The sequence below is a fragment of the Arthrobacter sp. Soil764 genome (assembly GCF_001428075.1).
Taxonomy (GTDB): domain Bacteria; phylum Actinomycetota; class Actinomycetes; order Actinomycetales; family Micrococcaceae; genus Arthrobacter.
The window spans coordinates 124,226-137,820 of record NZ_LMSI01000023.1 but is presented as its reverse complement, the minus strand read 5'-3'; the positions used below and the strand labels follow the sequence as shown (position 1 = coordinate 137,820).

At 67.0% G+C, this 13,595-nt stretch carries 9 protein-coding genes, 1 tRNA gene and 1 other RNA gene; 6 read left to right on the top strand and 5 right to left on the bottom strand.

Going from position 1 to position 13,595, the window contains the following annotated elements; genetic code table 11:
• Window positions 1-134: 134 nt before the first annotated feature.
• Window positions 135-1,064, top strand: a complete 930-nt coding sequence (locus tag ASG86_RS17455) for a hypothetical protein (RefSeq protein WP_056337308.1) — start codon at window positions 135-137, stop codon at window positions 1,062-1,064.
• A gap of 82 nt (window positions 1,065-1,146) precedes the next feature.
• Window positions 1,147-2,784: a stealth family protein gene (locus tag ASG86_RS17450; protein ID WP_056337305.1), complete on the top strand. Its 1,638-nt coding sequence runs from the start codon at window positions 1,147-1,149 to the stop codon at window positions 2,782-2,784.
• A 51-nt stretch (window positions 2,785-2,835) separates the two neighbouring features.
• Here ASG86_RS17450 and ASG86_RS17445 read toward each other — a convergent pair whose 3' ends face one another.
• The 3 genes from ASG86_RS17445 to ASG86_RS21125 all read right to left on the bottom strand — a co-directional run bounded on the left by ASG86_RS17445 (window position 2,836) and on the right by ASG86_RS21125 (window position 5,795).
• Window positions 2,836-3,765: a phosphodiesterase gene (locus ASG86_RS17445; RefSeq protein WP_056337302.1), complete on the bottom strand. Its 930-nt coding sequence runs from the start codon at window positions 3,763-3,765 to the stop codon at window positions 2,836-2,838.
• Between the two features lie 160 nt (window positions 3,766-3,925).
• A complete protein-coding gene (locus ASG86_RS17440; protein ID WP_056337298.1) occupies window positions 3,926-4,438 on the bottom strand; it encodes a glutathione peroxidase in 513 nt (170 codons plus the stop codon).
• A 52-nt stretch (window positions 4,439-4,490) separates the two neighbouring features.
• Entirely contained in the window at window positions 4,491-5,795 is a 1,305-nt protein-coding gene (locus ASG86_RS21125) for a peptidoglycan DD-metalloendopeptidase family protein (protein WP_200946288.1), read from the bottom strand.
• Window positions 5,796-6,396: 601 nt separating this feature from the next.
• On the opposite strand from ASG86_RS21125, the gene ASG86_RS17420 reads away from it, so the two are divergent.
• Window positions 6,397-7,332 (top strand): oxygenase MpaB family protein, encoded by a 936-nt coding sequence (locus ASG86_RS17420; protein ID WP_056337286.1) that lies wholly within the window; start codon window positions 6,397-6,399, stop codon window positions 7,330-7,332.
• Between the two features lie 78 nt (window positions 7,333-7,410).
• Here the strand turns inward: ASG86_RS17420 and ASG86_RS17415 are convergent.
• Window positions 7,411-7,495: transfer RNA gene (locus ASG86_RS17415), tRNA-Ser, on the bottom strand.
• 389 nt (window positions 7,496-7,884) lie between these two features.
• Between ASG86_RS17415 and ffs the strand changes: the two genes are divergently transcribed.
• The 3 genes from ffs to recR all read left to right on the top strand — a co-directional run bounded on the left by ffs (window position 7,885) and on the right by recR (window position 12,212).
• Window positions 7,885-7,981: signal recognition particle sRNA small type (ffs, locus tag ASG86_RS20320), an RNA gene on the top strand.
• A gap of 21 nt (window positions 7,982-8,002) precedes the next feature.
• Entirely contained in the window at window positions 8,003-11,536 is a 3,534-nt protein-coding gene (locus ASG86_RS17405) for a DNA polymerase III subunit gamma and tau (protein WP_082566842.1), read from the top strand.
• 76 nt (window positions 11,537-11,612) lie between these two features.
• Complete coding sequence (gene recR / locus ASG86_RS17400; protein ID WP_056337278.1) at window positions 11,613-12,212, top strand: recombination mediator RecR; 600 nt, start codon at window positions 11,613-11,615, stop codon at window positions 12,210-12,212.
• Between the two features lie 13 nt (window positions 12,213-12,225).
• Here recR and ASG86_RS17395 read toward each other — a convergent pair whose 3' ends face one another.
• Window positions 12,226-13,452, bottom strand: a complete 1,227-nt coding sequence (locus ASG86_RS17395; RefSeq protein ID WP_056337275.1) for a hypothetical protein — start codon at window positions 13,450-13,452, stop codon at window positions 12,226-12,228.
• Between the last annotated feature and the right edge of the window lie 143 nt (window positions 13,453-13,595).

Sequence of the window (13,595 nt, the reverse complement as noted above, 5' to 3'; positions counted from 1 at the left end):
CCACAGTAGGCACCGCGCTGCGCCAGCGAAAGTGGCAGGGCGGACCGGCGCCAGGTTGTAGCCAAACAGTGACCATACGTCACGCGCCCGGTGGGCAGGCAGGACAGGGCCCCTCCTGCTGACAGAATGGAGCCATGACAGCATCCGAGTCCCCTGCCGCGGCCGTGCCCGGAATCCGCCTGCCGTCCGCACCCCCGCTGGCGCTCCTGCTTGACGTGGACGGGCCGGTTGCCAGCCCCGTGACGCGGGACGTCAAGCCGGACATCATCCTTGACCTGGTGGCCCTGGCAGCGGCGGGAATCCCCGTCATCTTCAACACCGGCCGCTCCGACGCCTTCATCCGCGAGCAGGTCATGGAGCCGATGATCGCCGCCGGCATCCCAGCGGGAACCGTCATTCACGCCGTTTGCGAAAAGGGTGCGGTCTGGTTCAGCTACACCTCTGCCGGCCCCGGGCCCATCCACGTGGACCGGGAGCTTGCCGTTCCGGCGGCCTACGGCGACGACATCCGCCGGCTGGTGGCAGAAGACTATGCGGCCCACATGTTCTTCGATGAAACCAAGCGGGCCATGGTGTCCGTGGAGCAGCACATCGATGTCCCCAGCGCCGACTACCTGGCAGAGCAGAAGCTGTTCGACGCCGAGGCCATGGAAATCATGGGCCGTCACGGGCTGGGTGTGGTCCGGCTGGACCACCACGCCCCGAATTCCGACGACGAGGTGGACTACCGCGTGGACCCCACCATCATTTCCACTGACATCGAATCGGTGCGGCTGGGGAAGGACCTTGGCGCCAGCCGCGCGGTGGAGCTGCTGGCAGCCCAGGGCATCACGCCGCAGGCGTGGCGGACCGTGGGCGACTCCCGCACGGACTACGCCATGGCGGACTGGCTGCACCACAATGACCACCCGGTGAAGCATGTGGACGTGCGGCCGGCGGACGGCGTGCCGGCCAAGCCCTACCCGGTGCTGACCGCAGCGGACCTGGGGCTGGAGGCAACAGTCATCCACGACGACGCCGGCGGCGCCTTCCTGCGCAGCTGGCGTGAGGCGCTGGGCGCCTGAGCCCCTGCCGGGCCGCCGTCGACAGTTCACCAGGGCGCCCAACAGCGCCCCGGAAACCTTCCGTTACTCCGGCAGGACTATCATGCAGGTAAGAATGCCCACTTTCACCAGCTCGGAGACAACCATTACAGAAGCACCGGTCCAGGACGAGGTCTACTACGGCGGCCAGGCGTCCGTGGAGGAACAATTTCACGCCGAGATCACGTCGGCGGCGGCTGAACAGCGGCTCAGGCACCGCCCTGACGTCATCCGGCACAAGGGCCGCTACGCCCTGATCAACGACACCAGGACCCCGTACCAGGCCATGGTGGAAGACCTGCTGTTCCTGCGCAATGTCCTGGCCGGCGCCGGCCTGGCCTATCTCCTGGTCCGCGGCAACAACGACCGGCCCGTCCTGGCCCTCGACTGGCAGGACCGGAAGAAGCTCCGCGCCGCCCTGGTGGAGGCGTGCCGCGACGAACCCTTCTATTCCATGACCGTGGACGCCAAGAAGAAGACGTCCGTCCTGGTGGCCGACGGCGAGCTCTCGCCCAACCGGCAGGGACGCATCTTCCGCCTGTACCGGCCACGTGTGGAGCCGGTGGGCGGCTTCGAATTCGGCGCCTCTGCCGGCGTGCAGATCGAACTGTGGTCCTTCGAGGGCGAGGAACTCACCCTCCCCATCGAAAACTCCCTGACCCGCAGGACCCTGCTGCGCCAGGACGCCGTCCGCGGCACCGTGGAACGCTACGGCCACACCTGGCCCACCATCGAGAACATGTTCGCCGACCATGCAAGCGACATCAGCTTCGACATCGACATCGTCTTCTCCTGGGTCGACGGAAGCTCCCCGGAATACATTGCGGCCCGCCGCGCCCAGCAGCAGGGGGTTGTCCTGGGCGAAGGCGACGACCACGAGGCCCGGTTCCGGCAGATCAACGAACTCAAGTATGCGCTGCGGTCCGTGTACATGTTTGCGCCCTGGATCCGCCGCATCTTCATTGCCACGGACTCCCCCGCCCCTGCCTGGCTGGCTGAGCACCCCGCCGTCACGATCGTCCGCAGCGAGGAATTCTTCGCCGACCCCTCCGTGCTGCCCACCCACAACTCACAGGCCGTGGAATGCCAGCTCCACCACATTGAGGGCCTGTCCGAACACTTCCTCTACTCCAACGACGACATGTTCTTTGGCCGCGCCGTGGGGCCCGACATGTTCTTTACCCCCGGCGGCATCACCAAGTTCATCGAGGCGGAAACCAGGATCGGCCTGGGGGAGAATGCCGCGGAGCGCAGCGGGTTCGAAAACGCCGCCCGCGTGAACCGGAAGCTCCTGTGGAACCGCTTCGGCCGGATCACCACGCGCCACCTGGAGCACAGCGCCGCACCCCTGCGACGCAGCGTGGTGGGCCAGATGGAGGAGGAGTTCCCGGCAGAGTTCAGCAAGACGGCGGCCAGCCGGTTCCGTGCGGCGGACAACATCTCCGTGACCAACTCGTTCTACCACTACTATGCGCTGCTCACCGGCCGGGCCGTCACACAGACCGCCGCCAAGGTGCGCTATGTGGACACCACCATGCGGTCAGGGCTCAAGTACCTGCCCAAGTTGCTGGCCAAGCGGAATATGGACTTCTTCTGCCTGAACGACGGCAGTTTCCCTGAGGTCAGTGCCGACGAGCGCGCCGAAGTGGTGACGGACTTCCTGGAGAGGTATTTCCCCATCAAGGCACCCTGGGAGAAGTAGCCCGGGACAGGCTGCGCCTACGCGCAGCCTGTACTCACCGGCCGGCTGTGATCACCGGCCGGGGGACACTCCGAACTTGGCGTTGGCGCGCTTCTTGGTGGTCTCCGGGATCCGGACTCCCGCAGCCTCCAGGCGCCGCGCCGTCTCCTCGGGTGACACGTACTCCCCCACCGTTGGTGAACTGCCCAGGGGGACCACGGAGTGCACGATGGTGTGCTCGTAGACGTGCACCAGGTTGAAGGATTGGCCGGCGTCCTGTCCGCGGGTGCCTCCCGCAGGGACGTTCAGGTCCTGCGTGTAGCAGGTGGCGGAAGCGACCGAGACGGGAACGCCGGCGAAGCTGGCGGTGGTGGAGTAGTGCAGGTGGCCGGCCAGGATGGTGCGGACGTCCGAGTTGCGGACCACTGCTTCCAGCGATGCCTGGTCGCGCAGCTCCACCAGCACGGAAAGGTCCAGCACTGACGGGACCGGAGGATGGTGGAGGGCCAGGATGGTGCCGTCCGGGGCAGGGGTTTCCAGCTGCCGGGCCAGCCAGTCCAGCTGGGCGGCACTGAGTTCGCCGTGATGGAAACCAGGGACGGTGGTGTCCAGGGTGATGACACGCAGCCCGTTGATGAAATAGCTGTGGTCCACCGGTTCGTCACTGCCGGGCTGGTCCAGCAGGCCTTTCCGGAAGTTGGCCCGGTTGTCGTGGTTTCCCATGGCCCAAATGACCTGGGCTCCAAGCTCCTTGCAGGCAGGCTCCACAATGGCCCGCAGTTTCACATAGGCCCGGGGATCACCCTTGTCGGCGAGGTCGCCGGTGAAGATGACTGCCTCCGGCCGGGCCCCGGACGCTTTGACTTCGTCGAAGAGCTGAATAAGCCTGGCTTCGCTGTCAACGGTTCCGTAGAGGGGGTCCGGACCTCCCAACAGGTGGGGATCGCTCAGGTGGAGTAGGAAGTGGCGTGGCCGGGGATGTTCGGCCTCGATGTGCTCCATTGCTACCTCTATGGTCGGTGGGAAGCCGTTCTTCCCTTGTACCCTTCAGTAATATTTATCCAATCAGACATTTGGCAAACTTGGGGTGAATCGCCGTAGCTGATGTGGAAAAAGTTGGAAGAACTGCGCTTTTGCAGGCCGGATTCGGCGAGACCCCTGTTTAGCCGAGCGCCCGCTCCACCGCGTCGATCACCTCAGCGGAATCCGGTTCAACCGAGGGGGCGAACCGGGCCACCACCTCGCCTTCTCGGTTGACCAGGAACTTCTCGAAATTCCACTTCACCAGCCCCGGCAGCAGCCCCGTCTTGAACTTGGTGAGCTCCGTGTACAGCGGGTGCTGGTTCCTGCCACGGACGTCGGACTTGACGGTGAGCGGAAACGTCACGCCGAAGTTCCGCTCGCAGAACTCCACGATGTCACTGTCACTTCCCGGCTCCTGCCCCGCGAACTGGTTGCAGGGAACGCCCAGGACCTCGAAGCCGCGGTCCTGGAACTTTCCGTAAAGGGCCTCCAACCCGGCGTACTGGGGAGTGAAGCCGCAGTTGGAGGCAACGTTGGCCACCAACACCACCTTTCCCCTGAACCGGCCGAAGTCGGTCATGGTGCCGTCGTTAAGGACCAGGGGGACTGGATACAGTGGCCCCGGCCCGCGGGTCTGCGGAAGGTTGTTCATGTGGACGGTTCGTCGCCGATCCGCCCAGGGACGGGTCCCAGGTGCAGATTTCCTACGCCGGCGGCGTCGCTGCCGCTGCGGTTGGCGTCGCGGTGGCCGTTGCGGAGGCCGTTGGCCCGGGTTCTGCCGGCGGCAGTGTGGGAGTGGGTGCAGGTTCAACTACCGGAGGCGGAGCCGGGATCGTAGCTGCCGGCGCAGGCGCGGGCTCTTTCACGGTCGGCGCGGGCGCAGGCTCAACTACCGTGGGCGGCGGGGCCGGCGTTGTGGCCACGGGGGCGCTCGGCAGTGGTTCCGTCAGCGGGGGCACAGGTTCACTCGAGGCCGGAGCCGGTTCAGGTTCAGTTGGAGTCGGTGCAGCAGTTCCAGAACCAGTCGGCGACGTGGCGTGAGTCGGAGTCGCGGTATCGGTCGGCGACGGGGTCGGAGTCGCAGAATGCGTCGGCGACGGGGTCGCGGTTTCCGCGTCGGTCGGCAACGGCGCAGCAGTTCCAGAACCAGTCGGCGACGGGGTCGCGGTTTCCGTGTCAGTGGGCGACGGCGCAGCAGTTCCAGAACCAGTCGGCGACGGGGTCGGTGTCGGGGTCGGGCTGGGGTCCGTCGGCGACGGGGTGGGAGCCGGAGTCGCCGTATCGGTAGGTGACGGCGTCGGGTCGTTGGGTGTCGGGCTGGGCGCAGGGTCCGTGGGCGGCGGCGACCCGGCACTTCCTGAAGGTTCAGCGGATGGCGGGGCCGTCGTCGTCAATTGCACGTCAGGGGGTGGAAGCACCACACCCGTTGCCTGCGACGGCGCAGGTGCCGGAGCAAGGGGCAGGAGTGGCGGGAAGGGCGGGGCCTGCAGCCCGGCTGCAGGGAACCCACCGCCCGTGTCCACCTTGAGGGGGATGGTCCAGGTGATCCTGCCGCCGGCCGACGCCTGGCCGGGCGCGTAGGAAACCATGCCGGCAGGGAGTGCCCAGTTCACGTCGCGGAGCTGTAGGAAGCTCCATTTGAGCGGGTTGATATAGCGCCCGTCCAGGATGGCCTCGAAATGCAGGTGGCAGCCCGTTGACCACCCGGTGGTACCAACGCGGGCGATGACCTGGCCTGCCTGGACAGTGTCGCCCGAACGGACGCCGATGGACTCAAGGTGGTTGTAGGTGGTGATGAGCCCGTCGCCGTGATCGATTTCCACACGGTTGCCGCCGCCCCAGGGATGCCACCCTGCCGCGCGCACAACACCGGCGTCAGCTGCGTTGACGGCGGTGCCGCAGGCCGCTGCATAATCCTGGCCCAGGTGGAAATCACCGGCAGCCCCGCTGATGGGACTGACCCGGAAACCGAAGGGCGAACTCGGATTCAGAAGCTGCAGCGGGGCCATGAGAAAGCCGGCTCCGGGCCTGCCCATGCCTGCGGGGCCAACTGTCAGGGCCCCGTCGCCGCCTTGGACGGCATCCCCTATTGCCGTGTGCGGGAAGGCCAGGGTGACCAGCGGATTGGACAGGATGGCCGGGGGGACCGCACCTGCGCCCACCTGGTCCGACGTCGGGTGCGCCGGTTCCCTGCGCGCTTCCAGGAGGTTGTCCCCCGCGGAGGTTCCACCCCGAAAAGCTGCACCCTGGGCCGCGGTCCCGGCGACTGACCCCGCCAACTGCACGCGCTCAGCGGGGCCGCCAGAAAGATTCACGGCACATACGGAGGCCGCCAGCACCCCTGCAGCGGCCACGGCGCGGGCAACCGGGGAAAAGGTACGCTGGCCCGGCTTCCTGTTGCCGCGCACTGAATTCCTGCCCAATTGATTGACTCCACGACGTGGCCTGCCGCACGTTGTCTCGACGGTATGTCCCATGGGACCACAGCGGTGCAGGGGTGGAAACCCCACAGGGGGACTTTGCGGGTTTTTTGCGGGCGTTAGGGGGTGGGAGTTTCCGCTGTTCAGGCGGTGAATACGGCACCTTCGCGGAAATGGGCAACAATGTCTCATGCGCAATGTCCTTCGCACCTGGCAGGACGAAGTCAAAAAGACCTTCTCCGGGAAGGCTGATGCCCCACCTGAATGGTCGCTGCGGCTGGCGGACGGTGACGACGCCGGCTACCACCTGCCCGGTTCAGCTGTGTGGGCAGTACACGGCTCCATGACGCCGATCGTGGGCGGAATCCGCACGCTGCTCATGCAGTCGCTCCATCCTGGCGCCCTGGCGGGAGTGCACGAACATTCCAACTTCCGCGAAGACCCCCTGCGTCGGCTGGCCAACACCATCCGCTGGATTTTCACGGTCAGTTACGGGTCAACGGCAGCTGCGGAGGAGGCAACGCGGCGCGTCCGGCTCCTGCATGAGCCTGTCCAAGGCAGTTACCAGGACAACGACGGCGGCGTCCGCACCTATAGTGCCAACGATCCCGGGCTGGCCGGCTGGATTCACATCGCCTTTACGGACGGCTTCCTCGCGGCCCACAAGATCTGGGGCGGACCCATTCCCGGCGGCCCGGACGCCTACGTCAGGGAGTGGGCACAGGCCGGGCGGCTGATGGGAGTGGACAACCCGCCGCTGACCGAAGCGGAGATGCGCAGCCAGCTGGACCAGTGGTACACGCAGGGCGGGCTGCGGTCGGACGCCAGGGTGAAGGAAACCGTTCAGTTCATCCGCAACGCTCCTCTGCATCCCCTGCTGAAGCCCGGTTACCGGATCCTGTTTGCAGCTGCCGTCTACAGCCTGGAACCGAGGTACCGCCGGATGCTCGGGCTTTCCGTTCCACGGCTAGGCCCCTTCCCCCTGCCCGTGAAGCTGGCCACAAAGATGGTGCTCGGCGTCGTCCATCTCGCCCTGGGCGGCCCCCGCCGGCGGATGGGTCCCAGCGAACTGGCAGCGAGGCAGCGCCTAAGGCGGCTTGGTGAACCTTTGGCAGATATGGCTTAACGGCCGTGGGCCTTGGACGTTTGCGGCGAAAACGCAAGAACCCGGCCCCGGGAGTACCGGGGCCGGGTTCTTAACCGGCGGAGAATGGGGGATTTGAACCCCCGAGGGCGTTAACCCAACACGCGTTCCAGGCGTGCGCCATAGGCCGCTAGGCGAATTCTCCAACTGCTTCTGAATCAAAAGCAGGTATTAGATTACCTGAACTTTTCCCCATCGCCCAATTGGGCTGTTCAGGGCAGGACTTCGGCGCTCCGTGCACGCTGTGTTCGCGGCGCCCGCATGGCGCCTTAACCTGAAAATGGACGCCCCCAATGCGCCCATTCCCTGTTGCACCGTTGAGCTGCCGGGTCCGTCCCGTCCACCAGGCCACGCAGCTCACAACCTTGAGATTGCCCCAATCGGTGTACATGCCCATGATCGCGGCTCGCGCCGGGATAAGCAATGAAATCCGCGATCTGAATGCCCTTTCGGCACTCGGAGGCGATGGGCACGGGGCCGGGGAAGGGAGAGGGGGCCGATTCGAGTCGAGCCCGATGTTCGGGTAAAGTATCTGACGGCCCCTCATGTGGCGTCATCCTGTTGAACTCCCCCAGGACCGGAAGGTAGCAAGGGTAGGCGGGCTCTGGCGGGTGCATGGGGGGTCTTTACTATTCCCCCACAGGGCGGCATGATGTCAGCCCGGATTGGTAGGGTTTTCTCTGTGACAGTTACTACCGCCCTGTACCGCAGATACCGTCCCGACTCGTTCGCTGACGTTATCGGGCAGGAGCATGTCACCGAGCCGCTGATGACGGCTTTGCGGAAAAACCGCGTCAACCACGCCTACCTTTTTTCCGGTCCCAGGGGCTGCGGCAAGACCACGTCCGCGCGAATCCTGGCCCGCTGCCTCAACTGCGCCCAGGGCCCCACGGACACCCCCTGCGGAACCTGTCCCAGCTGTATCGAGCTGGCACGTGGCGGTTCGGGCTCCCTTGACGTCATCGAGATTGACGCCGCCAGCCACGGCGGCGTTGACGACGCACGCGACCTCCGCGAGCGCGCCACCTACGCCCCGGTGCGCGACCGCTACAAGATCTTCATCATCGACGAAGCCCACATGGTTACCTCGGCCGGGTTCAACGCCCTGCTGAAGATCGTGGAGGAACCGCCGGAACACATCAAGTTCATCTTCGCCACCACGGAACCGGACAAGGTCATCGGAACCATCCGCTCCCGGACCCACCATTACCCGTTCCGGCTGGTGCCGCCCGAGCCGCTGATGGCTTACCTCGAGCTCCTGTGCCGCCAGGAAAACGTCCCTGTGGCCCCTGGTGTGCTGTCGCTGGTCATCAGGGCAGGCGGCGGTTCCGTCCGTGATTCGCTTTCCGTCCTGGATCAGCTCATGGCCGGCGCCGGTCCCAATGGACTGGACTATGAGCTCGCCGTCGCACTGCTGGGCTACACCCACGCCTCACTGCTGGACGACGTCGTTGAGGCCGTAGCCGCCTCCGACGCCGCCACGGTCTTCCGTGCCGTGGACCGCGTCATCCAGACCGGCCACGACCCCCGCCGGTTCGTGGAGGACTTGCTGGAGCGCTTCCGCGACCTCATCATCGTCCAGGCCATGCCTGAAAGCGCGCACGCCATCCTGCGCGGGATGCCTGCGGACCAGATCGCCCGCCTGCAGAACCAGGCCCACAACCTTGGTGCCGCGGAACTTTCCCGCGCCGCGGATGTCACCAATACGGCCCTGACCGAAATGACCGGAGCCACGTCCCCCCGGCTGCACCTGGAACTGCTGTGTGCCCGGATCCTGCTGCCCAGCTCGGAACAGAATGAGCGCGGCATCGCCGCCCGGATCGACCGTGTGGAGCGGCGCCTCAACTACACCGGAAATGACGTCACCGCTCCGGTTTCCCAGGCAGCTCCGGTTTCCCAGTCCGCTCCCGCAACGCCAGCGCCGGCAGCCGCGCCTGCCGGCGTCCCCGAAGCCACATCCAGCGAACCCTCCTCGCCCGTGCCGCAGCCCATGACTGTCACGGCCGGCCCTTCCGCTCAGGCGGCACCGGAGCGGCGGTCCCAGTCCACATCCGCCCGGCCTGCCGCTGCAGGGTCCCCGCAGGCGCAAACCACGCCCTCCCAGCCTGCAGCGGAGGCTCCGCGGAGCCCGCTCACACCACCGCGGGTAAGCACCAATGACTGGCCTGTCGAGGACACCGCACGCGTGCGGACATCAGAGGGCCCCGCCGCTGCAGGCCCCGGCCAGGCAGCGCCGCAAAGCACCGGGGCACCGCAAGCCGGTGCAGGACCGCAGTTCCAGGAAGACCGGCAGGCTCCCAGCCAGGCAGCCGTGCCGCCTGCCCAGGAAACACGCCCGGCGTCCGGCCACCGCGTACCAAGCCCGCAGGTGCCCGGCGAACAGGCCCCTGGCCAGCAGTCTCCCGGCAACCAGGCGGCCAGCCAGGACCCGGCCAGCCGCCCATTCCCGGGCACGCAAGCGGCTGGTCAGGCGGCACCGACGTCGGCCCAGCAGGAAGCGCCCGCCAGGTCCACCCCTGCCGCTCCCCCGGCCATGGGTGACGTTGAGGTCGTCCGCAGGGCCTGGCCGGACGTCCTGCAGGCACTGTCCAAAATCAAGCGAAGTACCTGGGCGCTCGTTGAACCCAATGCGCAGGTCAGCGCCTTCGACGGCAGCGTTGTGACCCTGTCCTTCACTACCCAGGGACTGGCCGGCGCCTTTGGCAGGGCGGACCACTCGGACAACTTGCGCCAGGCCATCCACAAAACCGTTGGCATCGACTGCCAGATAAACGCGGTTGCCAGCGGAGCCACCCAAGCGAGCTCTGAGCCAAACCCAAAAGTGCCCGCCAGCCCGGTGGTTCCGGCCACGTCAGCTGACGTTGCCTGGGGGCTTGCTCCTGCCCCTGCTCAACCAGCCCCGCCGGCACCGGCTCCCGCGGCCGGTGCAGGCTCCGCGGCGCCGGTGGAGGGAAACCCTGGGCGGGCCGCTGCTGTCCGCAGCAACACCTCTGCCCAGGACCCATCCTTCGGCGGAAGTGGCGGAAGTACTGCTGTTGCTGCCAGCCCCGCAGCTGCAGTAGAGGGAATCCGCGCGGCGGCCGCCTCTCCCGCCTTACGTCCGGCACCTGACGTCAACCCGGACGGCCAGGACACGAATTCTGTCCAGCCAGAAGCCCAGGGCACAGAAACCCCGGGCCATGGCTCCCGTGCGGACGCCGGCGTATCCCCATACCCGTCAGCCGGCGGCGACTATTCGTACTCGGATGACGACTGGGGTGCCCCGCGGGACGAGGACGCTCCCCCGCTGGAGGAGGAGCCTCCCATGGACTGGGAGCCCGCAACGCGTCCCGGCAACAGGACAGCGCCATCGTCCCCGGTGATGGGCAACCGCACGGAAGCCCCCGGCTCCCGCAGTGAGGCAGCCATGCACCCCCGGGAGACACCAACCGGTGGTTCCGGCACGGGCAGCGCGCCCCAGCCGGTGAGCCAGAATCCGGGCCCCGCCCACGATCCCTGGACGCGGGCTGTGGAACAGGCCCCCGGCGTGTGGGTGGTCGGAGACAGGAGCAACGTTGGCGTCAGGCCCGCCCCCGGGTCCGTGCCTGACAACATCGGAACCCAGACCGATGTCCCGCACTACCCCCCGGCAACAGCCCAGGTGCCACCCTCCATCCCCGTTGCACCGGCAGCCCCGGCTGTTGCGACAGCAGGGTCGGGTTGGGGGCCGGCCGCGGCTTCCAACGGAGCTTCGGGTCCGGGCCACGGAGCGTCGGCGGGAACCTACCAGGGGCCATCCCCTGACCGCGCGCCTGCGCCCGAATTCGCCATGGCGTCCGCGGCACCCGCCCCAGTTGCCCCCTCGATGACGGCACCGGCCCAGGTTGCACCGACGCCCGTTGCCTCCACCGTTGCACCCTCCCGGCCCCAGGCGCAGGCGGTTGCACCGGCAGCCGGACGAACGGAAACGCGGCAAAGCCTTTACCAGCGGCTCTCCAACAGTCCCGAAGCTGAGGCCGGACGGGCCAAGGCGCCGGCCAGGGCCGCCGCCGCACCGGGCGCCTTCGTCCAGGACGTGCCGAGCGCTGACGATGAGACCATCGAAGAATCGGGGGTGTTCGGCCGGGCCGCCGTGGAACGCATCCTGGGCGGAAAATTGATCGAGGAGCGGTCCCTGGACGGAAGCCCGGTCGCGCCACGCTACTGATAACCGCAAGGCAGCACCGGCAGCATGACCAACTTTTTGTTCCACCCGCCATCCACACCAAGCTAAAGAGGGAAACGTGTACGAAGGTGCTGTCCAGGAGCTGATCGATGAGCTCGGACGCCTTCCGGGGGTGGGCCCCAAGTCCGCGCAGCGGCTGGCGTTCCACATCCTTGAAGCCGACCCCCAGGACATGAAACGGCTGGTGGAAGCCATCACCACCGTCAAGGAACGCGTGAAGTTCTGCACAGTCTGCGGCAATGTCACCGAACAGGAACTGTGCAACATCTGCCGTGACCCGCGCCGCGACCCCTCGGTCATCTGCGTCGTGGAGGAATCCAAGGATGTCCTGGCCGTGGAACGCACGCGTTCCTTCCGCGGCCGCTACCACGTGCTGGGCGGCGCCATCAATCCCATCGCGGGCGTGGGACCGGAACAGCTGCGCATCCGTGAGCTGCTCACCCGGTTGAACGACGGCGAAATCCAGGAAGTGATTATCGCCACCGACCCCAACCTGGAGGGGGAGGCGACGGCCACCTACCTGGCCCGCATGCTCAAGACGATCGGCATCGCCGTGACCCGCCTCGCCTCCGGCCTCCCTGTGGGCGGTGACTTGGAGTACGCGGACGAAGTCACCCTGGGCCGTGCCTTCGAGGGCCGGCGCAACGCCCTGGGCTGACGCGTCCCGGACTTTAAGCTCCCGGGCTCATTCGGGCCGGATCGTCCCGCGTCCCGGCAAGGTATCCTTTTCTGCGGTATCCCCCTGCCACGATGGCGCCGGCTACCGCGGCCTGGCCAAGGAACCCTACCAACGCCATGGGCATGCGGGGCTCGTCCCGGCCGCGCGGCTGCCCCTGCACGCACGGCACCTGCCTGGCGTCCGCGGCTTCCTGAAGTGCTGCAGGCACCCACCCCAGGACATGGCCGACCTTGTCTACCTCCGCGCCCGTCATCAGGAACAGCACGGGCGGGCTCAGCGCCGGGAGCCACATCAGACGCTCGGTATGGTAAACCTCACTGATCCCGGCGTCGATTTTGGAGCATCCAAACGCCAGGCGGGTTCCGTCAGCCGCCCATTCGACATTCAGCGCCACCGTGACCGGTTCCTCCGCCCGGACCAGGGGCAGCAATGCGATGGCGGCAGCCGGGGCTCCCGCCACAAAGGCAAGGCACAGCATCCATCCGGCGGCAGGCGCCAGCCGCCGTCGTCCGGCCCACTCCGAAAGCCCCGCCCCGATGGCGCCAAACACCACGCACTCCACCAGGACGACGCCGGCCGACACAGCCGCCACGGCGCCTGGGGCCCCGGCAATCCAGGCTTGCACCAGCAGTACACCTAAGACAAGAGCTCCCAAGGCCATGCCCCTCAAAGCGGTGGCCAGCACCGGATTAAGGAGAGAACCTCCGGGACGCCCTGGCGTTGCCCGGAATCGGCCCTCCGCATGCACGCCCCAGGTAACAGCCAGGAATGCGGCGGTCGCCGGCATCAGGGCGGAGGCAAGGGAGTAGACCAGCAGGGGTTGGACCAATGGACTTCCCTCGGCACCCGAGGGCGCCAGCAGGACCACAGCGCCAGCAGCAGCCCAGGTGCCCAGGACCGCGGCTGCGACAGTGAACCAAAACCGGATTGTCCTCATGCCGGCCAGCCAGTCGGCCAGCACCCGAACCAGGTTTGCTTTGGCAAAGCGGGCACGTGAGAACCCGGGCAGGCCGGTATCCGCATCCTCATGGGGGCCAACCGCACGGGCGTCATTGTCCATTCCCGGGCCGATCGGTTCGAAAACCGGCTCCTGGTCCAATCCTGCAGCAGGCTGCGGGTCGTCGGCCACCACGGAATCCTCCATGCCTCCAAAGGACTGGACCTGGCCCTGGGCATGCACCGGTCCGTGCTGCTGCCGGAGGCCGGGCAACTGGTCCAATCGTGGTCCGCCCCGGCCGGCCTGTCCATAGGTCCGTGGCCGGTATGTGGTCACAATTCAGCGCCGCTGCGGGCACGGCGATAAACTGTCTCAAGGAATGTTGCGCCGTCCCGGCGTCAGGCTGCCTGGCCTCCAGAACTCCA

Coding starts and splice junctions, on each gene's coding strand:
- ASG86_RS17455 (WP_056337308.1), top strand. CDS start 135: ATGACAGCATCCGAGTCCCCTGCCGCGGCCGTGCCCGGAATCCGCCTG.
- ASG86_RS17450 (WP_056337305.1), top strand. CDS start 1,147: ATGCAGGTAAGAATGCCCACTTTCACCAGCTCGGAGACAACCATTACA.
- ASG86_RS17445 (WP_056337302.1), bottom strand. CDS start 3,765: ATGGAGCACATCGAGGCCGAACATCCCCGGCCACGCCACTTCCTACTC.
- ASG86_RS17440 (WP_056337298.1), bottom strand. CDS start 4,438: ATGAACAACCTTCCGCAGACCCGCGGGCCGGGGCCACTGTATCCAGTC.
- ASG86_RS21125 (WP_200946288.1), bottom strand. CDS start 5,795: ATGGCCCCGCTGCAGCTTCTGAATCCGAGTTCGCCCTTCGGTTTCCGG.
- ASG86_RS17420 (WP_056337286.1), top strand. CDS start 6,397: ATGCGCAATGTCCTTCGCACCTGGCAGGACGAAGTCAAAAAGACCTTC.
- ASG86_RS17405 (WP_082566842.1), top strand. CDS start 8,003: ATGTCAGCCCGGATTGGTAGGGTTTTCTCTGTGACAGTTACTACCGCC.